This is a genomic window from Enhydrobacter aerosaccus (assembly GCF_900167455.1).
Taxonomy (GTDB): Bacteria; Pseudomonadota; Alphaproteobacteria; order Reyranellales; family Reyranellaceae; genus Reyranella; species Reyranella aerosaccus.
Genome location: NZ_FUWJ01000002.1, coordinates 807,597 through 834,076, shown reverse-complemented (window position 1 = coordinate 834,076; position 26,480 = coordinate 807,597). Strand labels below are relative to the sequence as shown.

Here is a 26,480-nt window from a genome sequence, read left to right as displayed (position 1 = left end):
ATGAAGGCATCGCTTTTCTACCTGCCCAGCATCGGCAGCCGCGCCGAGATCGAAGCCGGCATGGCCGGCATGCGGCCCGACCTGTATCAACGCATGCTGAAGGAGCTGTCGGAGCAGATCCGCCTCGGCGATGAGCTGGGCTACGATTCGGTGAGCTTCACCGAACACCATTTCCACATCGAAGGCTTCGAGCTCTCCAACAACCCGGTGCTGCTCGATCTCTACTTCGCGATGCAGACCAAGCGCATCCGCGTCGGCCAGCTCGGTATCGTCCTGCCGGCATCCAATCCGATCCGCGTGGCCGAGGACATCGCCATGCTCGACCACATGACGAACGGCCGCGCCTGCGCGGGTTTCGCGCGCGGCTATCAGCGACGTTGGGTCGATGTCATGGCGCAGCAGACCCACGGCATCCATGGCGCGCTGCCCAACCAGCACGACGAGATCGACAACGCCAATCGGCTCGCCTTCGAGGAGAACTTCCGCATCGTCAAGAAATGCTGGACGGAGGAGATGCTGACCTTCGACGGCAAGTTCTGGAAGATCCCCGCAGGCCCGACACCGTGGACGCTCGACACGACGGAGAAGTGGGGCAAGGGCGTCGAGAACGGTATCCTCAAGGCGGTGGGTGTGGTGCCGAAGCCGCTGCAGAAACCGCACCCGCCGCTGTTCCAGCCCTTCGCCAGCTCCGAGAACACAGTCCGCTTCTGCGCCAGGGAGGGCATCACGCCGATCCTGCCGCCGATGCATCCGTTTCATGAAGACAAGCTCTACAGCGTCTATTCGGAAGTCTCCGGCAAGCCGAAAGGGCAGGGCGTCGGCGTGCTGCGTGACGTCATCATCGCCGACACCGACGAGCAGGCGATGGCGCTCTGGCGCGACTCCGGCCAATTCTCCGGGCGCGCCTGGTTCGAGCCCTTCGGCTTCCGCAAAGGGATGCAGGATCCGAAAACCGGCGAGTTTCCGACGGCAGAGCAGATCATTGCCCAGGGCTATGCTTTCGTCGGCACGGTCGACACCGTGCTGCGCGCCATGGAAACCCAGCAGCGGCGCCAGCCGGTCGATTGGGTCTTCTGCTACACCTACAACAGTCTGGTACCGCACGATCTGCTGATGAAGTCGATCGACCGCTTCTGGACCGACGTGATGTCGCGCTTCCATTAGTCCGTGCGCGAGGCCCTTATCGAGGCCCGTATAGTAGCCTGTATCGTCGCGCGGGCCGATCGCGCCCGATTCGGCATCGGAATTGCTTGCCCAGGGTCGCGAAAGGGGACTGGGTATGCAAGGGATCGCCAACGGTATCGGACGTCGAGGGTTTCTGAAGGCGGGGGCGGGAGTTGCCGCGCTCGCGGGCGTCCCGGTTGGCGCGAAGGCCGAGGCGAAGATCGCGCCGCCCAACATCATCAAGGCCGGCACGCTCGTGATGTCCATCAACCCGACGCTGCCGCCGCTGCAGTATGTCGACGACAAGGGCCAGCTGCGGGGCATGCGCGTCGAGCTCGCCAACGAATGCGCCAAGCGGCTGGGCCTGACGCCGGAATATGTGCGGACCGAATTCGCCACCATGATTCCCGGCCTCGCCGCCAAGCGCTGGGACATGATCAACACCGGAATCTTCTTCACCGAGGAGCGGTCGAAGCTGATGTACATGGTGCCCTACGAACAGGCCGCCATCAGCTTCCTCGCCGCCAAGGGCAATCCGCTCGGATTCAAGACCATCGAGGACCTGGCGGGTCGCAAGATCTCGGTCGAGCTCGGCGGTATCGAGGAGAAGCGCACCCGTGAAGTGGCCGACATCGTCGCCAAGAAGGGGCTGAAGCCCGTGACGGTGATGACGTTCAACAATTTCGGCGAGGCCTTCCAGGCCCTGCGCGCCGGCCAGTCGGACGCCGCCACGTCGATCGACGCCACGGCCATGTTCATGCAGCAGCGTGGCGACTTCACGCGCGCCATCAGCGGTGTCTTTCCGCAAACCGCCTGCTTCGCCTTCGCCAACAAGGTGCTGGCGGAGGCCGTGGTCGGCGCGCTGAACGAGCTGAAGAAGGATGGCTTCTACGACAAGCTCCTCGACCAGTACGGGGTGCTGAAGATCGACGCTCCGGCCTTCGCCATCAGCGGCCCCGGGCCGGCTTAGCACCAGAGCGAGAGGCGCCCATCGAGACCGCGTCCGGCGGCGACGGTGCATGGGCAAATGTCGGAATGCGATCTAGGGGCCGTCAATGAAGGTCTGGAACTGGGACGGCTTCTGGAGCTACTTCACGAACCTTTATCTTCTGGAGGGGGCGCTCTGGACGATCGGGCTGACGATCACGACCCTGTTCTTCGGCTCGCTGCTCGGCCTCGGCCTTGCCGTCATGCGCCTGAACAAGCGCCGCTGGCTGTCCTACACGGCGCAGACCTATGTCTGGATGTTTCGCGGCACGCCGCTGCTGGTGCAGCTCATCATCATTTATACCGGCCTGCCCCAGCTCGGCTTGATCCGGTTCTCGGTGGTGGAGGCGGCAGTGCTGGGCCTGGCGCTGAACGAGGCGGCCTATCTCTCCGAGATCCTGCGCGGCGGCATCCTGTCGGTGCCGCGCGGGCAGAGCGAGGCGGCGCGGGCCTTGGGGCTGCGGCCCTTCCAGATCTTCCGCCTCGTCGTGCTGCCGCAGGCGCTGCGGGTCATCATCCCGCCGCTGGGCAACTCGGTGAACGGGCTGCTGAAGACCACCTCGATCGCCTCGGTGATCTCCATGGAAGAGCTGCTGCGGCGCGGCCAGATCCTGATGCAGCAGAAGTTCCAGATCCTCGAAGTCTTCATGGTCGTGGCCGTGATTTATCTCGTCCTGACGAGCTGCTGGGATCTGGTCCAGCGTCAGATCGAGATCTATTACGGCAAGGCCTATGGCGCGCAGGCCGACCGGCAGCTGGCGCGTGACGATCGCTGAGGCCAGGCGCGATGGCTCGATTGGCGACCGGAATAGGTCCGGACCGGACGAGGACATAAGCTGCTGCCATGTCCGCCTCGGTCCCGTCCTTCGGATTGCGCCACGAGCCGGTTTGCCGCCGGCTCCCATTATATTTCCATTTATTTAATGGAAACGGCGGCGTCCGAGGGGGCTTGGCGCTAGGCGGTCGCGCGGGCCTTGTGCTCCGGCAGGATGCCCATCTGCCGCATCACCTCGCGCAGGGCGGGCCTCTGGGCCTCGGGCAGCGGCAGGCGGGGCGCCCGCGGAGGCCCCATGGGCATGTCCATCAGTTCGAACGCCGCCTTCGTGCCCGAGACGTAGCGCGGGCCGCCGACCCACCACAGCAGCGGCGTGATCTTCTTGTAGAGGGCCAGCGCCGTATCCATGTCGCGCTTGTCGGCGACCAGTTCGAACAATTGCGCCGACCAGCGCGGAATCACGTTCGAGCAGACGGCGACCCAGCCTTCGGCCCCCAGCCAGAAGGACTCGTAGCCGATGACGCCGGCGAACACCGTCATCTTGTCTCCCGCCAGCCGGATGATGTCGCGGACGCGGGTCGGGTCGAGCGTGGACTCCTTCACATATTGGCAGTTGGGAATCTGCGCCAGCCGCGCGATCAGCTCCGGCATCATGTCGACATTGGCAGTCGCCGGATTGTTGTAGACCATGATGGGAATCGAGATGGCGTCCGAGATCCTCTTGTAGTGGACGTAGAGCTCGTCGTCGGTCGGCACGCTGTAGAAGGGTGGAATGATCATCACCCCGTCGGCGCCCATCGCCTCGGCCTCGCGGCTGGTCCGGATGGCCTCGTCGGTCCATTCGGCGCCGGTCCCGATCAGCACCGGCACGCGACCGGCAGCCTGCTTGACGACGGTCTCGACGATCTGCCGGCGCTCGTCCGGCGTGACGCTCAGGAACTCGCCGGTGCTGCCGAGCGGGATCAGGCCGTGAATGCCCTGCTCGATCTGGAAGTCGACCAGCCGCTTGAGCGCGGCTTCGTCGACTTTCTTGCCGTCGGCAGTGAAGGGCGTGATCAGCACGGTGTAGGTGCCGCGAAACTTCTTCATCCTGGACTCCAGCCGGACACGGGCCGGCGCAACGCTCTCAGTTTAGGCGATTGGCGATGCGGCTGAAGCATGCACATATCCGGCCAAACCAGCCGGTCCAGATCCGCTTCGATGGCCGCTCGCTCGAGGCCTTGCCGGGCGAGACCATTGCCGCGGCGCTGGCCGCGTCCGACATCGTATCGGTGCGCCAGGCACGATCGGGCGCGCCGCGTGGACCATTCTGCGGCATGGGCGTCTGCTTCGATTGCCTCGTGACGGTGAACGGTCGCCCCAGCCAGCGCGCCTGCCTCACCAAGGTCGAAGCCGGCATGGATATCCGGTCCATGCCCGAGGCGTCGCCTGTCCCGCCCGAACCGGCGGCATTGCCGGAGGAGATCGCCTGCGATGTTCTCGTGGTCGGCGCAGGGCCGGCAGGACTGGCGGCGGCGCGCAGCCTTGCCCTTGCCGGGGCCGATGTCGTCGTCGCGGACGAGCGCCTGCAGGCCGGCGGGCAGTACTTCAAGCCGTTGGCCAGCTCGCAGGCGGCGGAGATCGCGACGCTCGATCGTCAATTCCGTGACGGAGCCGTGTTGCGGCAGTCGGCGCTGCTGGCGGGCGTGAAGATCCTGACCGAGACGACGGTCTGGGCCGCCTTCGCGCCCCATGAAGTCGCGGCGCTCGTGGCCGGCCGCTCGACTCTGTTCCGGCCCAAGCGCCTCGTGCTGGCGACCGGTGCCTACGAACAATCCTGGCCGGTTCCGGGTTGGACACTGCCGGGCGTGATGACGGTCGGCGGCCTGCAGACCCTGGCGCGGTCCTACCGTGTCGCGCCCGGGAAGCGGATCGTCATTGCCGGCAACGGGCCGCTGTGTCTGCAGACGGCGATGGAACTGATCGAGGGCGGTGCCAATGTCGTCGCCGTCCTCGAAGCCGCGCCGCGTCCCGGCCTGGCGCGTTGGCGCGATCTGGTGGCCGCTGCGGCCGCAGAGCCCGGCCTGCTGGCCGAAGGACTTGCGCTGACGGCGCGGCTCGGCGGGCGCTTGCAGTGGAACCGCCGCATCACGCGCCTGCTCGGCCACGACCGTGTCTGCCAGGTGGAGGCCGAGGGGCTGAGCATCGAGGCCGATATCGTCGCCCTCGGCTACGGTTTCGCCGCCTCGTCCGAACTGGCGCGGTCGCTGGGATGTCGGCATCGCTTCGTGGCACGCGGCAATGGATCGATGGAGACGCTGACGGACGAGGAGGGACGCACCAGCCTTCCCGAGGTCTTCGCGATCGGCGATGGCGCCCGCTTCGGCGGAGCGCAGGCGGCCCTGGCGCAGGGCCTGGTCGCCGCCTCGGCGATTGCCCGCGATCTCGGCCGTGTCCTCGCCGAGCCCAAGGCAGCGCGGCGAACGCTCGCGCGATCGCGGCGATTCCAGACGGCGTTATGGCGGCTGTTCGATACCGGCCCGCGTGATCTGGCCGAAATCGACGATGCGGCCATCGTATGCCGCTGCGAGGAGGTGACGGCGGGCGACCTGCGCGCGCTCATCGCCCAAGGTCATGATTCACCGGCCGCCCTGAAACGCGCCTGCCGTGTCGGCATGGGTCGCTGCCAGGGTCGGTACTGCGCGGCACTCGTCTCGCGCCTGATCGGGCGCGAGGTCGGCGAATTCGGCCTGTTCGCACCGCGCCCGCCGGCCAAGCCCGTGCCCATCCGGGCCCTGTCGGTCGAACAGCCAGAATGGACCGGCCACAAGGATTTCGTGCCGCCGGACATGGCCCGGCCGCGAGAGACCGAGCCGCTGCCGACCGAGATCGTCGATACGCTGGTGATCGGCGGCGGCGTTGCCGGCTCGTGCCTGGCCTACTGGCTCGCTCGCGAGGGCGTCGAGACGCTGGTCGTGGAGCGCGACGACATCAACCTCCAAGCCTCCGGCGCCAATGCCGGCAGCCTGCATGTGCAGCTTCTGTCGTTCGACTTCGGGCTCGACGCCACGCCCGCCGGCAACCGGGCGGCCGATACCCTGCCACTGGGTCCGGCGTCGATCGCCTTGTGGCAGGAGATCCAGCGCGACACCGGCGAAGATCTCGAAGTGAAGGTCTGCGGTGGGTTGATGCTGGCCGAGACGCCGCGTGACGTCGCGTTCCTCAAGGGCAAGATCGCACTGGAGAAGAGCCGTGGCATCGAGGCGGAGCTGATCAGCGCCAACGAGCTGAGGGCACTCGAACCGGCGATCGGGGAAGCCGCCATCGCCGCCGAATGGTGCCCGGCCGAGGGCAAGATCAACCCGTTGCGCGGGACTTATGCCGTGGTGGCTCGCGCCACGGCAATGGGCGCCCGCTTCCGGCGCGGCAGTAATGTGCAGGCCATCGAACGTGACGGGACCGGCTATCGCGTCACGACCAGCCGGGGCGAGATCCGCTGCAAGCGGATCGTCAACTGCGCCGGTCCGTGGGCCGCCGAGATCGCTGGCAAGATGGGCATCAGTCTTCCGGTGCGCGGCGCGCCCTTGCAGATGATCGTGACCGAGCCCACGGCGCCGACCCTGTCACGGCTGGTGGCTCATGCCGCACGGCATCTCACCTTGAAGCAGATGGGCTCTGGCGCCTTCATGATCGGGGGCGGCTGGACGGCGGGGCTCGACGAGCGGGAGAAGCTGTCCCGGGCCTTGCGGTCCAGCGTCGAAGGCAATCTGTGGGTGGCCAGCCGTGCGGTCCCGGCGCTCGCCCATCTGCACGCGATCCGCATCTGGGCCGGCATGAACGTGAACATCGATCGCGCGCCCGTCCTGGGCGAAGTGCCGGGCCTGCCCGGCTTCTACAACTGCGTGAGTTCCAACGGCTACACGCTGGCGCCGATCCTGTCGCGCCTCACGGCCGAGATGCTGTGTGGCCGCTCGACCAGCCTGCCGGTCGAGCCCTATTCGATCAATCGTTTCACCTGAGGAGAGCCGCATGGAACGCTCCAACAAGACTGCCCGTGAGCTCTTCGAAGCGGTGAAGGCCGATACCGGTCGGCGGCGCTTCGGCTTCGGGCGCAAGCCGGCGCTGGTCAATGTCGATTTCCAGAATGCCTATACGCGGCCAGCCGAATTCGTCACTGCCTACGAGACGGATCCGCACCAGATCGATTATGTGAATCAACTGGCGCGCCTGTTCCGCAGCCATCGCTGCCCGGTGGTCTGGACCTATGTCGCCTATCTCGACTCGGGTGAGGATTGCGGCGTATGGGGCACGCGGACGGATACGCCTGACTCCCTGCAGAACATCAAGTCCGGATCGCGCCGTGCGGCGTTGGACGATCGCTGTGAGATCGACAGGAGCCACGATATCGTCATCAACAAGCGCATGGCGTCGGCCTTCTTCGAGACCAATCTCGCGTCGCTGTTCACGTTCCATGGCGTCGACACGGTGATCGTGACCGGCGGCTCGACGTCGGGCTGCGTTCGCGCCACCGTGGTCGACAGCCTGTCCCGCAGCTATCGCACCATCGTTCCGGAGGAGTGCGTCGCCGACAAGCACGAGAGCCCGCACTTCGCCAACCTCTACGACATGGCGCTGAAATACGCCGATGTGCTGCCGGTGACCGAAGTGCTGGCCTGGATGGAGAGCTATCGGCCCGCCAATTGAGGAACGGTGCTAAGTGAAGATCGACGGATCGATCAGCGGCTTGCCGCGCGGGCGCGCTGGCTCGGGGCGATCGCACTTCTGGAAGCGGCCGCGGCCGGCCGACCCGCTCATGCGGCCTTCCTCCATGACGATCTCGCCGCGCGACAGCGTCATGACCGGATAGCCCGTGAGCTCGCGGCCCTCGTAGGGCGTGTAGTCGCAATTGTGATGGAGGATCGAGTTGGTGAGACTCACCTTGCGCTTGGGATCCCACAGCACGATGTCGGCATCGGCTCCAACGGCGATCGTGCCCTTGCGCGGATGCAGACCGTAGATCTTGGCGGCGTTGGTGGAGGAGAGCGCCACGAACTGCTGCAGGGTGAGGCGGCCCTTGTTGACGCCTTCGGAAAAGAGCAGCGGCAGCCGCGTCTCGACGCCCGGCACGCCGTTGGGGATCTTGCGGAAGCTCTGGGCTGCGCCCGGAAGCTTCTTGCCGCGCACGTCGTCGAACTTGAAGGCGGCATGGTCGGACGACAACACGTGGAACGTGTTGGCGGAAAGGCCGGTCCAGATATGCTCCTGATTGTCGGTGCCGCGCGGCGGCGGCGAGCAGACGCACTTGGCGCCTTCCTCGCCCGGCTTCTCGAAATCTTCCTCGCTCAGGAACAGGTATTGCGGGCAAGTCTCGCCATAGACCTTGAGGCCGCGCGCCTGGGCGCGCTGGATCTCGTGCATCGCCTCCTTGGCGGAGACGTGCACCAGCAGCATCGGGACGTCGAGCAGCTCGGCGAGCGAGATGGCGCGGTGCGTGGCCTCGCGCTCGACCACGAAGGGGCGCGAGGTGGCATGGAACTTGGCCGCCGTCATGCCCTTCAGTTCCAGCTGCTCGGTCAGCCAGCCGATGCAGTCGGAATTCTCGGCATGGATCATCAGCATCGCCTGCTCGCGACGCGCGGCGGCGAGGGCATCGAGCATCTCGCGGTCACTGAGCTTCACGTCGTCGTAGGTCATGTAGACCTTGAACGAGGTGTAGCCGTCGGCAACCAGCGCCGGGAAGTCCTGGCCCATGATCTTCTCGCTGGGATCGGACAGGATCACATGGAAGGCGTAGTCGATCAGCGACTTGCCCTCGGCACGGCGATGGTACTTGTTGACCGCATCGCGCAACGACTGGCCTTTGTTCTGATAGGCGAAGGGCAGGATGGTGGTGGTGCCGCCAGCGGCCGCCGCACGGCTGCCGCTCTCGAAATCGTCGCAGAAGACCGAACCGTCGGCGGTGTCCTGGTCGAAATGGACGTGGGCGTCGATGCCGCCCGGCATGGCGATCAGATCCGTCGCGTCGATCTCGCGTCCGCCCTTGTCGAGTCGCTCGCCCAGCGCCACGACGCGGCCGCCGGTGATGCCGATATCGCCCTTCACCACGTCGGCTGCGGTGGCGATGGTGGTGTTGCGGATGACGAGATCGTAGTCGGCCATGTTTCCTCTCCGTCGGCGCCTGGGTGCAAGGACCATGCCGTGGCTCCCGGCCTAGACCCGGAGGCCGGGCCGGTCCACACTCGCATCAAGAATAAGGGAGCCAGAATGGGCAGCCGGTGTCGTTCGTTTCTTGTCGCTCTGGCGAGCGTGGTGCTGGGCGCCCAGACGGTCGCGGCGCAGACCCCGATCAAGCCAGCCATCGTCTACAGTACTGGCGGAAAATTCGACAAATCCTTCAACGAGGGCGTGAGCGCCGGTGCCGAGAAATTCAAGGCCGAGACCAAGATCCCCATCGCCGAATTCGAGCCCAGCAACGAGACGCAGTTCGAGCAGGCGCAGCGGCGCTTCGCGCAGCGTGGCGACGATCCCATCATCGCGGTCGGCTTCGCCCAGGGCGTGGCCCTGGAGAAAGTGGCCAAGGAGTTTCCCAAGACGCACTTCACCTTGATCGACAGCGTCGTGAACCTGCCCAATGTGCAGTCCATCACCTTCAAGGAGCACGAGGGCTCGTTCCTGGTCGGTGTGGCGGCGGCGCTGGCCTCGAAGACGGGCAAGGTCGGTTTCGTGGGCGGCATGGATATCCCGCTGATCCGCCGCTTCCTGTGCGGCTACGAGCAGGGCATCAAATACGCCAATCCCAAGGCCGAGCTGATCTCCAACATGACCGGCACCACGCCGGCCGCCTGGAACGATCCCGGCCGCGGCGCCGAGCTGGCCAAGGGGCAATTCGATCGCGGCGTCGATGTCGTCTATGCCGCCGCGGGCAGCACCGGCATCGGCGTGCTGCAGGCCGCCAAGGATCGCGGCAAGTACGGGATCGGCGTCGATTCGAATCAGGACCATCTGCACCCCGGCACCATGCTCACCTCGATGATCAAGCGCGTCGATCTCGCGGCCTATCAGAGCTTCAAGGCGATGCAGTCCGGGAGCTGGCACGCCGGAAGCTCGGTGCTCGGCCTCAAGGAAGGCGGCGTCGACTGGACCATCGACCAATACAACGAGAAACTGATCACGCCCGAGATGAAGGCCAAGGTGGAACAGGCCAAGGCCGACATCATCGCCGGCAAGATCGAGGTCCACGATTACATGAGCGACAATTCCTGCCGGTGACTGCGATGCCGGCCATGACGGCGGTCCCGGCCATCGAGCTGCGGGCGATCGACAAGTCGTTCGGCGACGTCCATGCCGTGCGCGCCGTTTCGCTGACCATCCGGAAAGGCAGCATCACCGGCCTGGTTGGCGAGAACGGTGCCGGCAAGTCGACGCTGATGAGCATTCTCTACGGGCTCTATCGGGCCGATTCCGGCGAGATTCGTGTCGAGGGCGAACGCGTCGAGATGGGCAGTCCGCGCGATGCCATCGCGCACGGCATCGGCATGGTGCATCAGCACTTCATGCTGATCGACAGCTTCACCGTGCTGGAGAATCTGGTCCTGGGCGCCGAGGGCGGGTTCCTGCTGGGGCGCGGCATGGCGGCGGCGCGGTCCGAGGTCGCGCGCCTGGAGCGCGAGTACGGGCTGTCGATCGATCCGGATGCGCGCATCGCCGACCTGTCGGTCGGTGAGCAGCAACGGGTCGAGATCCTGAAGGTGCTGCTGCGCGGCGCCCGCATCCTGATCCTGGACGAACCGAGCGCCGTGCTGACGCCGCAGGAGACGGAGCGGCTGTTCCGTATCCTCGGCGTACTGCGCGACGGTGGCGTCACGGTGATTCTGATCACGCACAAGCTGCGGGAGGTCATGGCGGTGACCGATCAGGTCTTCGTCATGCGGCAAGGCGAGGTGGTGGCCGAGCGGCGCACAGTCGACACGACTCCGGATGAACTGGCCGAACTGATGGTCGGCCGCAAGGTTCGCCTGGGCGTCGACCGCCAGCCGGCACGGCGCGGGCCAGCGCTGCTTCGTGCCGAAGGCCTGTCGCTGGTCGATCGCCATGGCATCGGGCTGCTCGACGGTATCGATCTCGAGGTGCATGGCGGCGAGATCGTCGGCATCGCCGGAGTCTCGGGCAACGGCCAGACCGAGCTGCTGCAGGTGCTGGCCGGCATGCGTGCGCCGACGGGAGGAACGATCACGATCTGCGGCCGCACCTTCGATGCTGGCCATCCCGGCGATCCGGCGGAGCGGCGAGCGCTCGGTCTGGCGCATGTGCCGGAAGATCGCCTGCGGCAAGGCCTGGTCGCCGCGTTCCACGCTTCCGAGACCTCGATCCTGGGATATCAGAACGAGGCGCGGTTCAGTCCGCACCACCTCATCGACCGACCGGCTGTCCGCACCTATTGCGCGGAGCTGATGCAGCGCTTCGATGTCCGGCCGCCGCTGCCCGGTCTGCGATCGGCGCAATTCTCCGGGGGCAACCAGCAGAAGCTGGTGCTGGCGCGCGAGATCTCGCACGAACCGAAGGTGCTGCTGGTCGGCCAACCGACGCGGGGCGTCGATATCGGCGCCATCGAGTTCATCCATCGCGAGCTGGTCCGCTGTCGCGATCGCGGCTGCGCCATCCTCCTGGTGTCGGTGGAACTCGACGAGATCCTGGCCTTGTCCGATCGCATCCTGGTCATGTCGAGCGGGCACATCGTCGGAGAATCGGCGGGTGGCACGGCCAGCGAACGCGCCCTCGGCCTGATGATGGCGGGGATGAAGGCGGCATGACGGGGCTGCGCCGATCGTTGCCAGCCTGGGTCGAAATCCTGGTCCTGCCGGCGATCAACATCGCGCTCGCCTTCCTCACGGTCGGCGTGATCGTGATGATCGTCGGCGTCGATCCGCTGCAGGCACTGAAGCTTCTGGTCCTGGGCGCGGTCGGATCGCCTGAATCGATCGGCTACACGCTCTACTATGCCACTAATTTCGTCTTCACCGGCCTTGCCGTGGCCGTCGCCTTTCATGGTGGCCTGTTCAACATCGGCGGAGAAGGGCAGGCCTATCTCGGCGGCCTCGGCTGCGGCGTCGCTATTCTCGCGCTTGATCAATATCTGCCGATCTGGCTGATGGTGCCGATCGCCATCGCCGCGGCGGCGCTGTTCGGCGCCGCATGGGCGGCGGTGCCGGCCTGGCTGCAGGCGTGGCGCGGCAGCCACATCGTCATCACCACCATCATGTTCAACTTCGTCGCTTCGGCGCTGATGGTCTATCTGCTGGTCAATGTCCTGATCGCGCCCGGTTCGATGACGCCGCAAAGCCGCGGCTTCGGACCGTCCGGGCAATTGCCGGCACTGGCGGGCTCGCCGCTCAACCTGTCGATCGTGCTGGCGCTCGCCTGCTGCGTCGGCGTGTGGCTGTTCCTGTGGCGCACGCCCTGGGGCTACGCGTTGCGCGCCATGGGCCACAATCCCGAAGCCGCCCTCTATGCCGGCACCAACCTGCGTTCCATGACCATGGTCGCCATGTGCCTGTCGGGGGCGTTGGCGGGCTTCGTCGGCGTCAACGAGCTGATGGGCGTGCATCATCGCCTCGTGCTCGATTTTCCGGCCGGCTATGGCTTCGCCGGAATCGCGGTCGCCCTGATGGGCCGCAATCACCCGCTTGGCGTCGCCCTCGCCGCCTTGCTGTTCGGCGCGCTGCAGCAGGGAGGGGCGGAACTCGCCTTCGATGTTCCCGCCATCACCCGCGAGATGGTCGTGGTCATCCAGGGACTCGTGATCCTGTTCTCGGGCGCGCTGGTGAACCTGCCTCGTCCCTGGCTCGCCGCGTTCCGGCCCCGGCAGGCGCCATGACGGGCGATCTGTCGGCTTTCGTCTTCCTGATGCTGGCGGCGACCGTGCGGACGGCGGCGCCCCTGATCCTGTGCGCCATGGGTGGGCTGTTCTCGGAGAGGAGCGGCATCGTCGATGTCGGCCTCGAGGGCAAGATGCTGACGGCCGCCTTTTTCGCCGCCGCGGTTTCGGCGGTGACGGGGTCGGCGTGGTGGGGGGTGGCGGCGGCGATCGCGGCGGCTGAGGCCATGGCGTTGCTGCACGGCCTTGCCTGCATCACCTATCGCGGCAATCAGGTGGTGAGCGGCGTGGCGCTCAACATCCTTGCCGCCGGTCTCACGGTCGTGCTGGGCAATGCCTGGTTCGCGCGCGGCGGCCAGACGCCGGCGCTGGATCAGCCTGGCCAGCGGCTGATGCCGCTCTTCTCGCCCCGGGCCGGCGACAATATCCTGGTCTATGTCGCGCTCCTGTCGGTGCCGCTCACCTGGTGGCTGCTGGCGCGCACGCGCTTCGGGCTCAGGCTGCGCGCCGTCGGCGAGATGCCGCTGGCAGTCGACGCGGCCGGCATTTCGGTGGGCTGGCTGCGCTACCTGGCCGTCCTGCTTTGCGGCCTGCTTTCGGGACTCGCCGGCGCCTATCTCTCCATCGCCCAGAATGCAGGCTTCAGTCGCGACATGACGGCTGGACAGGGCTTCATCGCCCTGGCCGCCATCATCTTTGGCAAATGGCGACCGGTGCCGGCGTTCGGCGCCTGCCTGGTCTTTGGTCTGCTCGACGCCGTCGCCATTCGCCTGCAGGGGGTGCGGGTACCTGGTTTCGGCGAAGTGCCCGTGCAATTGATCCAGGCCTTGCCGTATCTTCTCACCATGTTCCTGCTGGCTGGCTTCATCGGACGCGCCGTGGCGCCCAAGGCGATCGGTATTCCCTACGAGAAGGAGCCCTGACATGGACGACCTGCTCCATCTCGCGCGGACGATGATGTTGCGTGCCTATGCGCCCTATTCGAAGTTCCATGTCGGCGCCGCCGTGCGCGACGAGGAAGGCGGCATCCATGGCGGCTGCAATGTCGAGAATGCAGCCTATCCCCAAGGCCTGTGCGCCGAGGCATCGGCCATCGCCGCCCTGGTGGCGGCGGGCAAGCGGCGCGTGCTGGAATGCGTGGTGATCGGTCCGGGACCCGAAGTCATCACACCCTGCGGCGGCTGCCGTCAGAAGCTGCGGGAATTTGCGGCGGAAGATGCCAGGATCCATCTCTGCGGCCCCGACGGCCTGCATCGCACCGTGACGCTGGGCGAGCTGTTCCCTTTGTCCTTCGGCCCGCAGCATCTCGCATGAGCGCGGTCGAGACGATCAAGGCGCGGGCGCCGGGCTTCACACCCAGGGTCGCTCTCCTCCTCGGCTCCGGCCTCGGCGGCCTGGTCGAAGAGGCGGACGCGGTGGCGACGATTCCCTATGCCGAGCTGGCGGGCTTTGCGCAGCCTTCCGTGGGCGGCCATGCCGGCCGGCTCGTGCTGGGCCATGTCGGCTCGACGCCCGTCGCCATCCTGCAGGGTCGCGTCCACTACTATGAATCGGGCAAGGCGGACGAAATGGCGCCGGCGATCCGCGCTCTGGCGGAGCTCGGATGCGAGACCCTGGTGCAGACCAACGCAGCCGGCAGTCTGCGGCTCGATATGCCGCCGGGCTCGATGATGGTCATCACCGATCACATCAACTTCACCGGCGCCAATCCGCTGTTCGGGGTGCGCGACAAGCCGTTCGTCGACATGGTCGACGCCTACGATCCGGTCCTGGTGCGTCGCCTCCTGGAGATCGGCCGGGGTGTCAACATCCGGTGCCACGACGGCGTCTACATCTGGTTCTGCGGACCGAGCTTCGAGACGCCCGCCGAGATCCGTGCCGCAGTCACCTTGGGGGCCAGTGCTGTCGGCATGTCGACGGCGCCGGAGACTATCCTGGCCCGCCATGCCGGGCTCAAGGTGGCGGCAGTGTCGTTGATGACGAACTACGCGGCCGGGCTGGTGCCGGGCGCGCTTGGCCATGATCACACGATCGCCGTCGCGAGCGCTGCCTCGGGCGATCTGCGGCGTCTGCTGCGCGCCTTCCTGGAAACCTACGGTTAGCGCCGTGCTTCCACAGGAGATCATCCGCCGCAAGCGCGACGGCAAGGACCTTACGGCCGAGGAGATCGCCTTCGTCGTCCGCGGCATCGTCGACGGCAGCCTGAGCGAGGGACAGGTCGCGGCTTTTGCCATGGCAGTGTTCTTCCGCGGCATGACGCTCGAGGAACGCGTGGCGTTGACGCTCGGTCTCGCGCGGTCGGGCCTCACGCTGGACTGGGCGGGTCTCGACCTGCCTGGTCCAGTCATCGACAAGCATTCGAGCGGCGGTGTCGGCGACAAGGTGAGCCTGATGCTGGCGCCGATCGTGGCAGCCTGCGGCGCTTTCGTGCCGATGATCTCCGGACGCGGCTTGGGCCATACCGGCGGCACGCTCGACAAGCTCGCTTCCATCAGCGGGTACGAGACGCAGCCGGACGTGGCGACCTTCCGCCGGGTCGTGCGCGAGGTCGGCTGCGCCATCATCGGCCAGACCGACGACCTCGCTCCCGCCGATCGACGCCTCTATGGCGTACGGGACGTTACTGCCACGGTCGAATCCATCCCGCTGATCGTGAGCTCCATCCTGAGCAAGAAGATCGCCGCTGGCCTGCAAGGGCTGGTGATGGATGTCAAATGCGGCTCCGGCGCCTTCTGCGACACGGAGGCCATGGCGCAGGATCTGGCGCAAAGCCTGGTGGCGGTGGCCCATCGCGCCGGCTTGCCCATGACAGCCCTGATCACCGACATGGACTGTGTGCTCGGCCGCGATGTCGGCAACGCCCTCGAAGTTGCGGAGACGGTTGCCTATCTAAAGGGGGAAGGGCGTCGCGATACGCGGCTGCACGAGGTGGTGATGGCGCTGGCGGCCGAGATGCTGATGCTGGCCAAGCTTGCGCCGAGCCTCGCAGCTGGCCGTGCTCGGGCGGAAGCAGCCCTGGCCGATGGGCGGGCTGCCGAAAGATTCGGGCGTATGGTCTCCGCCCTGGGTGGTCCGGCTGATTTCCTGGAGCGATCCGGCGAGTACCTGACGCCGGCGCCCGTCGTGCGCGCCTGCCCGGCACAGCACCCCGGCCATGTCGTGGCCATGGATGCGCGCCAGGTCGGAATCGCGGTGGTCGGGCTTGGCGGCGGTCGCAGCCACGCCGACGATGCGATCGATCCGTCAGTCGGCCTGACGGGTGTGGTCGGCATCGGCGCCCAGGTTCGAGCGGGAGATCCGCTCTGTTTGATTCATGCCAGCAGCGATGCCTCGGCCGAAGAGGCAATCGCGCTGGTGCAGGCCGCGATCCGCATCGACGATCCGGCCCCGCCGGCGAAGCCGGTGATCATGGGGCGCGTCGCTCAATGACCGGCTTCGATCCTGAAAGCTATGAGCGGGACGGTTTCGCGATTCTGAAGCGATTCCTGTCCGCCGAGGAATGCGACACGCTGCAGCGTCGCGCCGCCGCGCTGGTGGCGGATTTCGAGCCTGCTGCTGCCCGCACCGTCTTTTCCACGCAGGACCAGCGCCACGCGCGCGATCGGTACTTCCAGGAATCGGGCGAGGCTATCCGCTTCTTCTTCGAGGAGGAGGCGACGAACGAGCCAACCGAGCGGGGCCTCAACAAGATCGGCCATGCGCTGCACGATCTCGATCCCGTCTTCGACCGCCTCTCGCGCTTGCCGCGCCTGGCCGCCTTGGCACGCGAACTGGGGATCGTGCAGCCGCTGTTGCTGCAGTCGATGTACATCTTCAAGCAACCGCACATCGGCGGCGAAGTCGGCTGGCACCAGGATGCGACTTATCTCCACACAGATCCCGTGACCGTAACGGGCTTCTGGTTCGCCCTCGACGATGCCGATCGCGACAATGGCTGCCTGCTGGCATCGCCCGGCGGGCATCGCGGTTCCTTGCGTCAGCGCTTCCATCGCCAGGGCGAGGAGTTCGTCACCACCGTGCTCGATCGCACGCCGTGGCCCGCGCATGAGCCGATCGCGCTGGAAGTGCCGCGCGGTTCCTTGGTCATCCTGCACGGGCTGCTGCCGCATGCCAGTGCCGCCAACCGCTCCGATCGCTCGCGCCACGCCTATGCCCTGCACGTGATCGATGGCCGAGCGGTGTATGACAGCGACAACTGGCTGCAACGCCCCACTATGGAACTTCGAGGCTTCGAGTGATCCCAAAGGCTGAAATCCACTGCCATCTCGAGGGCTCGATCCCGCCGTTCCTGGCGCGCGAGCTCGCCGCGCGCAACGACCTGGCGCTGCCGGACGGCCTGTTCGGGCCGAACGATACCTACATATGGCGCGATTTCCTGAGTTTCCTCGGCGCCTACGATCGTGTGTGCGGCGTGTTGAAGGTATCGCGCGACTTCGGTGACGTGATCTATTCCTATCTCGCGAGAGCCGCGAGGCAGGGGGCGGTCTATGTCGAGATGTTCTGCTCGCCGGAGCGACCGAAGGCTCTCGGCATCCCCTACGAGGAGTGGCTGGCCTCCCTGGTGTCCGGCATCGATCGTGCGCAGCGCGAGTTCGGCATCGTCGGCCGCATCATCATCATCTGCATCCGGCACCTGGGGCCGGAGCGCGCGCTTGCCATGGTCGAGCGGATGGTGGCCGAGCCGCACCCTTACGTCGTCGGCTTCGGCATGGGCGGCGACGAAGCCCGGTTCGAACCGGACGACTTCGGACCGGCTTACCGTCTGGCACACGACAAGGGCTACGGCTGCACCGTCCATGCCGGCGAGGTACGCGGCCCGGAGAGCGTCTGGTCGGCCATCCGCGCCCTACCGGTCACGCGCATCGGCCATGGTGTGCGTTCGTCCGAGGATCCGCGACTGATGGAGGAACTGGCGCGGCGTGGAACGGTGCTGGAGGTCTGCCCGGGCAGCAATATCGCGCTCGGCATCTATCCCGATCGGGCGGCCCATCCGCTTCATCGCCTGATCGAGGCGGGCGTGCCGGTGACCCTGAATTCGGATGATCCGCCCTTCTTTCGGACCACGCTGGGCGCGGAATATGATGATGCCGGTCTCGATGCGCGGACGCTGCGGCACATCACGCGGACGGCGATCCGTTCGTCCTTCGCCGACAGCGACACCAAGCAACGACTCCTGAGCAGGATCGAGCCATGAGGATGGTCAGAACATGTGTGGTGGCCGGCCTTGCCCTGGCAATCGGGGTGGCCGGTGTGCGGGCCGACGAGCCGGCTCCGACTCCGAACGACCTGCTGCTGGCGACGCTGTGGACGCAGCGCGCCGTCGAATACAAGGGCAATGCTCTGACGGTCTATGCGCTGGCCAGGATTCGCCTCGACCAGGCTTTGGCCGATCCGAGCTGGACCGCGGCCCCGGGAGAGCAAAAGGGAGAGTTCAAGCACCTGCCGCCAGCGGTCGTCCTCGATATCGACGAGACGGTGCTCGACAACTCGCCGTACGAGGTGTGGCTGCTCAAGAACAACCAGACTTTCAGCACCAGGACCTGGGACGAATTCTGCGCCGCCCGGATCTCGCGTGCCATACCGGGAGCGGTCGAGTTCACGCAGTATGCCGACGCCAAAGGCGTGAAGGTGTTTTATATCACCAATCGCGGCATCGAGACCGAGAAGGACACGCGCGAGAACATGGCGACGCTCGGCTTCCCCATGGGCGGCAACGTCGACACCTTCCTGATGCAGAACGAGAAGCCGGACTGGGGCAGCCTCAAGAGCACGCGTCGCGCGGTGATCGCCAGGGACTATCGCATCCTGCTGAACTTGGGCGACAATTTCGGCGATTTCGACGATCGCTTCCGGTCGAGCGACGCGGAGCGGCTGAAAGCGTTCGAGGAGGACAAGGCCCATTGGGGGCACGACTGGCTGGTCATCGCCAATCCGACCTACGGGTCATTCGAGACGGCGCCGTTCGAGCATGATTTCAAGAAGTCACGTGACGAGCAGCGCAAGGCCAAGTGGGACGCGCTGGAAAGCTGGAGCGGACCGAAGCAGTAGGTCGGTCCCGGTCGTGCCCGGCGCGTGACGATCAGATCGCCTGTTCGCTCTGGGCGTCGAACAGGTGCAGGCGCTCGGGCCTGAGCGCAAGGCGGAGCTTGTCATGAGGCCGCACCTGCAGGGTCGGTTCGATGCTCGCCACGAACAGGGCCGGTCCGACACGGGTGTCGAGCAGGATTTCGGAGCCGAGTTGTTCGACCACCTCGATGCCGGCATCGAAGCAATGCTCAGGGGCATCGCCGGCCGTGGCGACATGGATATTCTCCGGCCGGATGCCGAGGATCGCCTTGGCTCCCGTATGGGCACGGGCGCGCGCGGCGAGTTCGGGGGGCAACTCGATCCTGAGCCCGTCCGCTTCCGCGGCCATGCGGCCATTGCTTTCGCGCAGCGTGACGTCGGCGAAGTTCATGGCCGGCGATCCGATGAAGCCGGCGACGAAGCGGTTGGCCGGATTGTTGTAGAGCGTGAGCGGCTCGCCCACCTGCTGAACGACGCCGTCCTTCATCACCACGACCCGATCGCCCAAGGTCATGGCCTCGACCTGGTCGTGGGTGACATAGACCGACGTGACGGCCAGGCGCTCGTGCAGCTTCTTCAACTCGACGCGCATCTGCACCCTGAGCTTGGCGTCGAGGTTGGAGAGCGGTTCGTCGAACAGGAAGACCTTGGGATCGCGCACGATCGCGCGACCGAGCGCGACGCGCTGGCGCTGACCGCCGGAGAGCTGGCGCGGCTTGCGATCGAGCAGGCTTTCGATGCCGAGGATGCCGGCGGCGCGGCGGATGCGCTGGTCGATCTCGCTGCGCTCGAACTTCCGCATCTTGAGGCCGAAGGCCATGTTGGCCGCGACGCTCATGTGCGGATAGAGCGCGTAGTTCTGGAACACCATGGCGATGTCGCGATCCATCGGCGGCACCTCGTTGACGACCGAGTCGTCTATGCGGATCTCGCCATCGCTCACCGCCTCCAGCCCGGCAATCATGCGCAGGGTCGTGGTCTTGCCGCATCCCGAGGGGCCGACCAGGACGACGAACTCGCGATCGCGAATGTCGAGGTCGACGTCCTTGACGGCGTGGAAGCCGTCGAACCGCTTGTTGAGCTTGCGCAGAGTGACTTCCGCCATGGTCCTAACCCTTCACCGAGCCGGTCAGGCCCGAGACATAGTGTTCGACGAAGAAGGAGTAGACGATCGCGACGGGGACGGAGCCCAGCAGGGCTCCGGCCATCAGCGAGCCCCAGAAAAACACGTCGCCGCGGATCAGCTCCGAGGTCACGCCCACGGCCACAGTCTTCTCCTGCGGCGAGGAGAGAAAGACCAAGGCGTAGATGAATTCGTTCCACGACAGGGTGAAGGCGATGATGCCGGAGGAGAGGATGCCGGGCACGGCGACGGGAATGACGATGTAGAGCATCGCCTTCCAGCGCGAGGCGCCGTCGATGCGCGCGCACTCCTCGAGTTCCTTCGGGATCGCCTTGAAGTATCCCATCATCAGCCAGGTGCAGAACGGGATCAGGAAGGTCGGGTAGGTCAGGATCAGCGACCAGGGGGAGTCGCCGAGGCGGAAGTCGCGGATGATCTCGGCCAGCGGGATGAAGAGCAGCGTCTGGGGCACGAGATAGGTGATGAAGATCAGCGTGCCGAGGCTTCCGGCCCAGGGAAAGTTGAGGCGGGCCAGCGCGTAGCCCGCCAGAACGCCGCAGAACAGCGAGATCAGCGTCGAGGTGGCGGCGATGAACATCGTGTTCACCATCCAGCGCCCGAAATCCGTCTCCTCGAACAGGTAGCGGAAATGCTCGAGGGTCGGATGGTTGGTCCAGAACGGCATGTAGTTGACGGCGTTCCAGGGCCGGTACAGTTCGCCGTCCGGGCGGAAGCTGGTGATGATCATCCAGTAGAAGGGGAACAGCAAGACGAAGACGAACAGCGCCAGCGGAATATTGTAGAACACCCAGCGCCGCCACAGAGCACCTTCGATCATGGGCGTGTCTCCCGGCTCATCGCGTTTCGACTCGGCGGATGTAGAGGAGCTGCACCACCACGATGATGAAGAGGAAGGGGAACATCGCGAGCGATACCGCCGCGCCCTCCGACAGCAGGCCGGAGACGATACCGATCTGGTAGGCGTAGGTGGCGAACAGATGGGTGGCGTTAGCCGGGCCGCCGCCGGTCATCACATAGACGAGCTGGAAGTCGGCGAAGGTCTGGATCACCGAGAACAGCATGACCACCATCGTGACGGGCAGCAGCAGCGGCCAGGTCACATACCAGAAGCGGGCCCAAGGCCGGGCGCCGTCGATGGCGGCGGCCTCGTTCAGCTCCGGGCTGATCGTCTGCAGGCCGGCGAGCAGGCTGATGGCGAAGAACGGCACGCCGCGCCAGATGTTGACGATCATGATCGAGGTCATGGCCAGGGTCGGGTCACCCAGCCAGTTGATGCGCGCCTTGATGAAGCCGAGATGGAACAGGCTCCAGTTGATGACGCTGAAGGTGGGATCGAACATCCACTTCCAGGCGAAGGTCGACAGCACGGTCGGGATGATGAACGGCAACAGGATGAAGGCGCGCACCAGCGCCTTTCCCCTGAAGTGCCGGTTCAGCAGCATGGCGAGCCACAGGCCGAGCCCGAGCTTGAAGACGGTCGTCACGCCCGTGTACCAGAAGGTGTTCCAGACCGCGGTCCAGAAGATGTTGTCGTCGGCCAGCTTGGCGAAGTTCTTGAGGCCGACGAATACACCGGGGTCGCCGACCTTGGCGCTGCTGAGCGACAGCAGCACGCCCTCGGCAAAAGGGTAGGCGATAAAGAGTCCGAGCAGGACCGCGGTGGGCGACAGCAGCGCGAGAGCGAGCCAGCGCTCATCCTCCAGCCTGCGCAATCGGACGGAAGGCCGACGCACCCGTGCGGTTCCCAAAGCAGTTACCGTCATCGTCCATCCACCCGCGTTCGAGTTCGCTTCTCGATGCTGCCGCTGCCTGGCCGGCGCCTATGCCGAATAGATCTTCTTCAGCTCACCTTCGGCCCATTTGACCGCATCCTCCGCCGGCATGCCCTGCACGGCCTTGGCGTACATGTCGGTGACGATGTATTTCGAGAGCGCTTCGGCGGCCTTGCCGTTGGGCAAGCCGGCATAGCCCGGCGCCTGGCCGAGCCTGGCGGCGACCTTGAACGGCGCCATCACGGGGTCCTCGGTCCAGACCTTGTGCTCTTCCCACTTGGCGGTGCAGGGCGTGGCAAAGCCCTTCTGGGAGACGAACCACTTCTCGAAGTTCTTCTCGGCGTGGATCCACTTCAGGAACTCCTTCGCCGCGTCCTGGTTCTTCGAATACTTCATCAGCATGTCGGACTGGAGCAGATGCATGCCGTACTGGCCGGCCGGACCTGCCGGCAGCGGCGAGTGCAGGATGTCCTTGTTCATCGGCGTGCCCTTCTCGGTCTGGTACTGATCGGGCTTTCGCAGCGTCTCGATGTAGATCGAGGCGCCGTTGAGCGTGGCCGAGATGGTTTGTGACAGGAAGGCGCGGTTGTTGTTGGTGTCGTCCCAGGCCAGCGCACCCTCGTCGCAGCCGTCCTTCCAGAAGCCGGCCATGAACTTCACCGACTCCACGGTCTCCTTGGAGTTGATGGCGACAGTCTTGCCGTCGGCCTCGACTTCCTTGCCGCCCCATGACCACAGATAGGGATAGGTGAAGGTCGGCGCGTCGCCGAACGTATGGCCAAGCGTCTGGCCGACCGGATGGCCGTTGGCCTTCAGCTTCTTGGCGACGTCGCGGTATTCCTGCCAGGTCTTCGGGAAGGAGGTCGCGCCGACTTCATCGAACCACGACTTGCGATAGGCGATCATGGCGCCGATGACCGCCCACGGCATGCTCATGAACATCTTGCCGTCGCTGCAGATCGAGCGCGCGTATTTGTAGATGCCGCCCTCGCGCTTGCCGAGATCCTCGGCGAGATCGCTGAGATCGACGACGCTGTTGCCGTAGATGTAGGTCGTGTTGTTGAAGGCCTGGATCAGATCCGGTCCGGTGCCGGACTGGATGGCGGCCGTGGTGCGCGGCTGCAGGTCGTTGCCGTTCACGGTCTCGAAGTTGATCTTGATGCCGAGATCCTTCTCGGCTTGTGGCATCAGCTCCTTGCGCATCAGCGTGTCGGAGGCTGGAACGAAATCGACCCAGCGCAACCAGTGCACGGTCTTGGTCTGCGCATAGGCGGGCGTGCGGCCCGTGGCGAGGATTCCGGCCATGCCGGTGGAGGCGACGGCAGCCGCGCTGCCGGCAAGCTTGATCACGCTGCGACGCTTGGTCTGACCCATATTTTCCTCCCAGAAGACACTGCCTCTTTGGACAGCGCTTAATTGCCGTCATCGTAGGCATCTGCGAGGAAAAGGCGCAAGCCGGTAAGCGGAATTTTTCCTAGCGAATCGGCTCGGTGGCGTTTTCGTTCTCCGGCTCGAGCGAGACGAGCGCCGGATCGAGGGTGAAGAGTTCCTGGGCACGGCCGACGCCGCGCAACGCGAAACGCCCGACGGAAACCAGCTTGGTGCGCTTCTCGCCCGGCAGCGCTTGGGCGAAGGCGGAGGAGACCAGCAGCGGGCGATCGACGGAGCGACACATCGAGGCGATACGGCTGGCTTCGTTCACGGCCGGACCCACGACCGTGAAATCGAGCCGGTCGGTACTGCCGATATTGCCGAAGAACACCTCGCCGATATGCAGGCCGAGATAGACGGTCGTGACCGGGCGCGCCTCCATGGCGCGGCGGGCATTGAGCTCGCGCACGTTACGGCGCATCAGGAACTCCGCCTTCAGCGCCCTGGCGCAGGCCATGGCCGGATCGTCGTCGCGAAAGATCGCCAGCGTTCCATCACCGATCAACTTCAGCACATCGCCGCCGGCGTCGCGGATCGCGGTGATCACGGCATCGGCGTAGTCGTTCAGCAGGGGAATGATCTCGTCCGGCGGTGCGGTGTCGGTGATGGCCGTGAAGCCGCGCAGATCGGAGAACCACAACACCGATTCGATGCGGTCGGCGACCCCGCGCTGGATGCGGCCATCGAGGACGCGCGCGCCAGCATCGCGGCCGAGATAGACCTCGACCAGGGTTCGCGCGATCTGCGACAAGGCGGCGTTCTTGATCGCGAGGCCAAGCGCCGGCACCAGGCGGCGCAGCGCCGCGACGTCGGCGTCGCTGAACCCGCCAGGGTGGCGAGTGGACCAAGCCGAACAGACGCAATCCATCTCGCCGATGACACCGGAGCGGGCGAAGCGATGGATGAAAACCAGATAGTCGGTATGGCCCGCGTCCTTCATGTCCTGGATGATCGTGAAGTCGGCGGGCTCGCCGAAGCCGATGCGCCGCCGCAACTCCTCGCCGCCGGACTGCAGCAGGTGGAAGAACGGGCTTCGCTGCCACGATTCGGCGGCCTGGCCTTCGCTGCTCGGGCCGTATTCGGCGACCGGTGTTTCCTCGGTGCCATCGCCGCGCCAGCGGAAGATGCGGCCTTCGTGCACGGGATGAAGCGTATCGATGAAGGCCAGCCCCCGGGTGATCTCGAGCCCGGCCGCGCAGCATTTGAGGCAAAAATCCCGCAGGAGGTCCGGTTCGGAAACGCCTTCGAGTCCGCGTCGAATGACCCAATCGGTAATACGGTCGATATCTTGTGCGTGCATCGGCCTCAATGTAGGTCTCCCCGCCGCCGATGCCAGGGACCGATGATCAGTCGATCCGGTCGCGAAAATGGCAGGCGGCGTAGTGCGCCGGCGACACGGCCTCCAGCATCGGGCGCTCGGCCACGCAGCGATCGGCCTTGAGCGGGCAGCGCGGGTGGAAGGGGCAGCCCGACGGCATGTTCAGGGCGCTTGGAATTTCGCCCTTCGCCTTGGCCTTGGCCGTGATGCCGACGCGATTGAACGGATCGGGAATCGCCGCGATCAGCGCGCGCGTATAGGGATGGCGCGGATTCTCGAAGATTTCCTGCCAGCCGCCCTGTTCGACGATGCGGCCGAGATACATCACCGCCACGCGGTCGCTCATATGCTCCACCACGCCCAGGTCGTGGCTGATCATGATGTAGGAGAGGCCCATCTCGTCCTTGAGCTCGAGCAGCAGGTTGATGATCTGGGCACGGATCGAGACATCGAGCGCCGATACCGGCTCGTCGCAGATCACCAGCTTAGGCCTCAGGATCAGGGCGCGGGCGATGCCGATGCGCTGGCGCTGGCCGCCCGAGAATTCGTGCGGGTAGCGGTCGGCATGCTCGCGGCGCAGGCCGACCTTGGCCAGCATGTCCATGACCCGCTCGTCGACCTCGGCCTTGTCCACGCCCTGCAGTCGCAAGGGGTCTGCCAGGGTCCGCCGCACAGTCTGGCGTGGATTGAGCGACGCGTAGGGATCCTGGAACACCATCTGCACCAGGCGCGCGGTCTCGAGCCGGGAACGCTTGCCGAGATCGTCGCCGTCGAGCACCACGCGACCGTGACTGGGAGCGACCAGGCCCATGATGGTGAGGGCGAGGGTGGACTTGCCGCAGCCGGATTCGCCGACGAGGCCGAGACATTCGCCCGGCCTAACCTCGAGCGTGACGCCGTCAACGGCGCGCAGAGTCTTGAGGCCGCCCCTGAGCGAGCTTCCGACCGTGAAATGCACGGCGACATCGTCGAGGGTAAGCAGCGTATCAGCCATGGTGATGGCACCGGACGAGGCCGTCGTCGGGAAGCGGGGAAATGCCGGGCGCCACTTCGCGGCAGACCTCGGTCGCCGCCGGGCAGCGCGGATTGAAGCGGCAACCTGATGGGTACGACGAGATTGCAGGTACGACGCCCGTGATCTCACGCAGCTTCTGGCGGCCGCGCCGGGAGCGCTCGCCGAGCCGGGGAAGCGAGTCCACGAGGCCTTGCGTGTAGGGATGGCTTGGCGTGGCGAAGATCGCGTCGGCCGGCCTGCTCTCGACGATGCGGCCGGCATACATCACGGCCACGCGCCTGCACATGTTGGCGACCAGCCCGAGATCATGGCTGATCATCAGGATGGCCGTTCCCTTGGCGGCGCAGAGCTCGCGCATGAGGTCGATGATCTCGGCCTGCACGGTCACATCGAGCGCGGTCGTGGGTTCGTCGGCGATCAGCAGGTCGGGTCCGCAGGCAAGCGCGATGGCGATCATCACGCGCTGACGCATGCCGCCCGAGAGTTGATGCGGGAAGTCCTTGATGCGTCGCTCGGGCGAGGGCACGTGAACCTGGCGCAGCGCTTCCTCGGCACGGTCCATCGCCTCGGTCCAGCCTGCGCCCTCGTGCAGCACAAACATCTCGGCGATCTGGCGGCCGACCGGAGAGAGCGGGTTGAGCGCCGTCATCGGCTCCTGGAAGATCATGCCGATCTTGCTGCCGCGCAGGTTGCGCCATTCGGCAGGCGAGGCGTCCTGGATCTCCCTTCCGTCGAGCACGATCCTGCCGCTCGCCACGGAGAGCGGCCGCTTCAGCAGGCCCATCACCGCCAGCGCGGAGATGCTCTTGCCGCAGCCCGATTCGCCCACCAGGCCGAAGGCCTCGCCGCGGCCGATCTCGAAGGAGACGTTCTCGACCGCGTTGTGCGTGACGCCATCGCCGGCAAGGGCGATGCGCAGGTCCTCGACCTTGAGCAGGGGCTGGGTCATGCGCGC

The 26,480-nt window shown here is 65.9% G+C and carries 24 protein-coding genes; 15 read left to right on the top strand and 9 right to left on the bottom strand.

From position 1 onward, the window contains the following. The 3 genes from B5D62_RS13215 (at position 1) to B5D62_RS13205 (ending at position 2,927) form a co-directional block, all read left to right on the top strand. Complete coding sequence (locus B5D62_RS13215; RefSeq protein WP_170920919.1) at positions 1–1,164, top strand: LLM class flavin-dependent oxidoreductase; 1,164 nt, start codon at positions 1–3, stop codon at positions 1,162–1,164. Positions 1,165–1,279: 115 nt separating this feature from the next. After that, on the top strand, positions 1,280–2,134 hold the full coding sequence (locus B5D62_RS13210) for an ABC transporter substrate-binding protein (protein ID WP_085934310.1): 855 nt from the start codon (positions 1,280–1,282) through the stop codon (positions 2,132–2,134). Between the two features lie 85 nt (positions 2,135–2,219). Continuing rightward, positions 2,220–2,927 (top strand): amino acid ABC transporter permease, encoded by a 708-nt coding sequence (locus tag B5D62_RS13205; RefSeq protein ID WP_085934309.1) that lies wholly within the window; start codon positions 2,220–2,222, stop codon positions 2,925–2,927. Positions 2,928–3,106: 179 nt separating this feature from the next. Here the strand turns inward: B5D62_RS13205 and dapA are convergent, their stop codons facing one another. Then, positions 3,107–4,015 carry a 4-hydroxy-tetrahydrodipicolinate synthase gene (gene dapA / locus B5D62_RS13200; protein WP_085934308.1) on the bottom strand — a complete coding sequence of 303 codons (909 nt, stop codon included), beginning with the start codon at positions 4,013–4,015 and terminating at the stop codon, positions 3,107–3,109. A 56-nt stretch (positions 4,016–4,071) separates the two neighbouring features. Between dapA and B5D62_RS13195 the strand changes: the two genes are divergently transcribed. Continuing rightward, the gene (locus B5D62_RS13195) at positions 4,072–6,924 is read left to right on the top strand and encodes an FAD-dependent oxidoreductase (protein ID WP_170920918.1); all 2,853 of its coding nucleotides are present in this window, start codon (positions 4,072–4,074) and stop codon (positions 6,922–6,924) included. Positions 6,925–6,934: 10 nt separating this feature from the next. Then, entirely contained in the window at positions 6,935–7,609 is a 675-nt protein-coding gene (locus B5D62_RS13190; protein WP_085934306.1) for an isochorismatase family protein, read from the top strand. A 9-nt stretch (positions 7,610–7,618) separates the two neighbouring features. On the opposite strand, the gene hydA is transcribed toward B5D62_RS13190, so the two are convergent. Further along, complete coding sequence (gene hydA / locus B5D62_RS13185; protein ID WP_085934305.1) at positions 7,619–9,064, bottom strand: dihydropyrimidinase; 1,446 nt, start codon at positions 9,062–9,064, stop codon at positions 7,619–7,621. A 105-nt stretch (positions 9,065–9,169) separates the two neighbouring features. Between hydA and B5D62_RS13180 the strand changes: the two genes are divergently transcribed. Genes B5D62_RS13180 through B5D62_RS13135 form a run of 10 tightly spaced genes read left to right on the top strand, consistent with a single transcriptional unit; the run spans position 9,170 to position 18,827 of the window. After that, positions 9,170–10,174: a BMP family lipoprotein gene (locus tag B5D62_RS13180; protein WP_085934304.1), complete on the top strand. Its 1,005-nt coding sequence runs from the start codon at positions 9,170–9,172 to the stop codon at positions 10,172–10,174. Positions 10,175–10,188: 14 nt separating this feature from the next. Continuing rightward, positions 10,189–11,715: an ABC transporter ATP-binding protein gene (locus B5D62_RS13175; protein WP_085934762.1), complete on the top strand. Its 1,527-nt coding sequence runs from the start codon at positions 10,189–10,191 to the stop codon at positions 11,713–11,715. Next, positions 11,712–12,779, top strand: a complete 1,068-nt coding sequence (locus tag B5D62_RS13170; RefSeq protein WP_085934303.1) for an ABC transporter permease — start codon at positions 11,712–11,714, stop codon at positions 12,777–12,779. The genes B5D62_RS13175 and B5D62_RS13170 overlap by 4 nt, the downstream gene beginning before the upstream one ends. Beyond that, a complete protein-coding gene (locus B5D62_RS13165) occupies positions 12,776–13,702 on the top strand; it encodes an ABC transporter permease (protein ID WP_085934302.1) in 927 nt (308 codons plus the stop codon). The genes B5D62_RS13170 and B5D62_RS13165 overlap by 4 nt, the downstream gene beginning before the upstream one ends. Position 13,703: 1 nt before the next feature. Further along, entirely contained in the window at positions 13,704–14,093 is a 390-nt protein-coding gene (locus B5D62_RS13160; RefSeq protein ID WP_085934301.1) for a cytidine deaminase, read from the top strand. Continuing rightward, positions 14,090–14,881 (top strand): purine-nucleoside phosphorylase, encoded by a 792-nt coding sequence (locus tag B5D62_RS13155; RefSeq protein WP_085934300.1) that lies wholly within the window; start codon positions 14,090–14,092, stop codon positions 14,879–14,881. The genes B5D62_RS13160 and B5D62_RS13155 overlap by 4 nt, the downstream gene beginning before the upstream one ends. Positions 14,882–14,885: 4 nt before the next feature. Then, positions 14,886–16,208 carry a thymidine phosphorylase gene (gene deoA, locus B5D62_RS13150; RefSeq protein ID WP_218191048.1) on the top strand — a complete coding sequence of 441 codons (1,323 nt, stop codon included), beginning with the start codon at positions 14,886–14,888 and terminating at the stop codon, positions 16,206–16,208. After that, on the top strand, positions 16,205–17,017 hold the full coding sequence (locus B5D62_RS13145) for a phytanoyl-CoA dioxygenase family protein (RefSeq protein ID WP_085934298.1): 813 nt from the start codon (positions 16,205–16,207) through the stop codon (positions 17,015–17,017). Before deoA ends, B5D62_RS13145 begins: the two co-directional genes overlap by 4 nt. Continuing rightward, positions 17,014–17,973 carry an adenosine deaminase gene (add, locus tag B5D62_RS13140; RefSeq protein ID WP_085934297.1) on the top strand — a complete coding sequence of 320 codons (960 nt, stop codon included), beginning with the start codon at positions 17,014–17,016 and terminating at the stop codon, positions 17,971–17,973. The genes B5D62_RS13145 and add overlap by 4 nt, the downstream gene beginning before the upstream one ends. Then, entirely contained in the window at positions 17,970–18,827 is an 858-nt protein-coding gene (locus B5D62_RS13135; RefSeq protein WP_085934296.1) for a 5'-nucleotidase, lipoprotein e(P4) family, read from the top strand. The genes add and B5D62_RS13135 overlap by 4 nt, the downstream gene beginning before the upstream one ends. A gap of 31 nt (positions 18,828–18,858) precedes the next feature. On the opposite strand, the gene B5D62_RS13130 is transcribed toward B5D62_RS13135, so the two are convergent. The 7 genes from B5D62_RS13130 to B5D62_RS13100 all read right to left on the bottom strand — a co-directional run bounded on the left by B5D62_RS13130 (position 18,859) and on the right by B5D62_RS13100 (position 26,474). Further along, on the bottom strand, positions 18,859–19,950 hold the full coding sequence (locus B5D62_RS13130) for an ABC transporter ATP-binding protein (RefSeq protein ID WP_085934295.1): 1,092 nt from the start codon (positions 19,948–19,950) through the stop codon (positions 18,859–18,861). Between the two features lie 4 nt (positions 19,951–19,954). Beyond that, positions 19,955–20,806, bottom strand: coding sequence for a carbohydrate ABC transporter permease (locus B5D62_RS13125; protein ID WP_085934294.1), 852 nt, complete (start codon positions 20,804–20,806; stop codon positions 19,955–19,957). 16 nt (positions 20,807–20,822) lie between these two features. Beyond that, positions 20,823–21,752: a carbohydrate ABC transporter permease gene (locus B5D62_RS13120; RefSeq protein WP_085934293.1), complete on the bottom strand. Its 930-nt coding sequence runs from the start codon at positions 21,750–21,752 to the stop codon at positions 20,823–20,825. Positions 21,753–21,809: 57 nt separating this feature from the next. Then, complete coding sequence (locus tag B5D62_RS13115) at positions 21,810–23,135, bottom strand: ABC transporter substrate-binding protein (protein WP_085934292.1); 1,326 nt, start codon at positions 23,133–23,135, stop codon at positions 21,810–21,812. Between the two features lie 100 nt (positions 23,136–23,235). Further along, positions 23,236–24,492 (bottom strand): adenylate/guanylate cyclase domain-containing protein, encoded by a 1,257-nt coding sequence (locus tag B5D62_RS13110; protein ID WP_085934291.1) that lies wholly within the window; start codon positions 24,490–24,492, stop codon positions 23,236–23,238. A 46-nt stretch (positions 24,493–24,538) separates the two neighbouring features. Further along, on the bottom strand, positions 24,539–25,504 hold the full coding sequence (locus B5D62_RS13105) for an ABC transporter ATP-binding protein (RefSeq protein WP_085934290.1): 966 nt from the start codon (positions 25,502–25,504) through the stop codon (positions 24,539–24,541). Then, positions 25,497–26,474: an ABC transporter ATP-binding protein gene (locus B5D62_RS13100; protein ID WP_085934289.1), complete on the bottom strand. Its 978-nt coding sequence runs from the start codon at positions 26,472–26,474 to the stop codon at positions 25,497–25,499. Before B5D62_RS13100 ends, B5D62_RS13105 begins: the two co-directional genes overlap by 8 nt. Positions 26,475–26,480 lie beyond the last annotated feature (6 nt).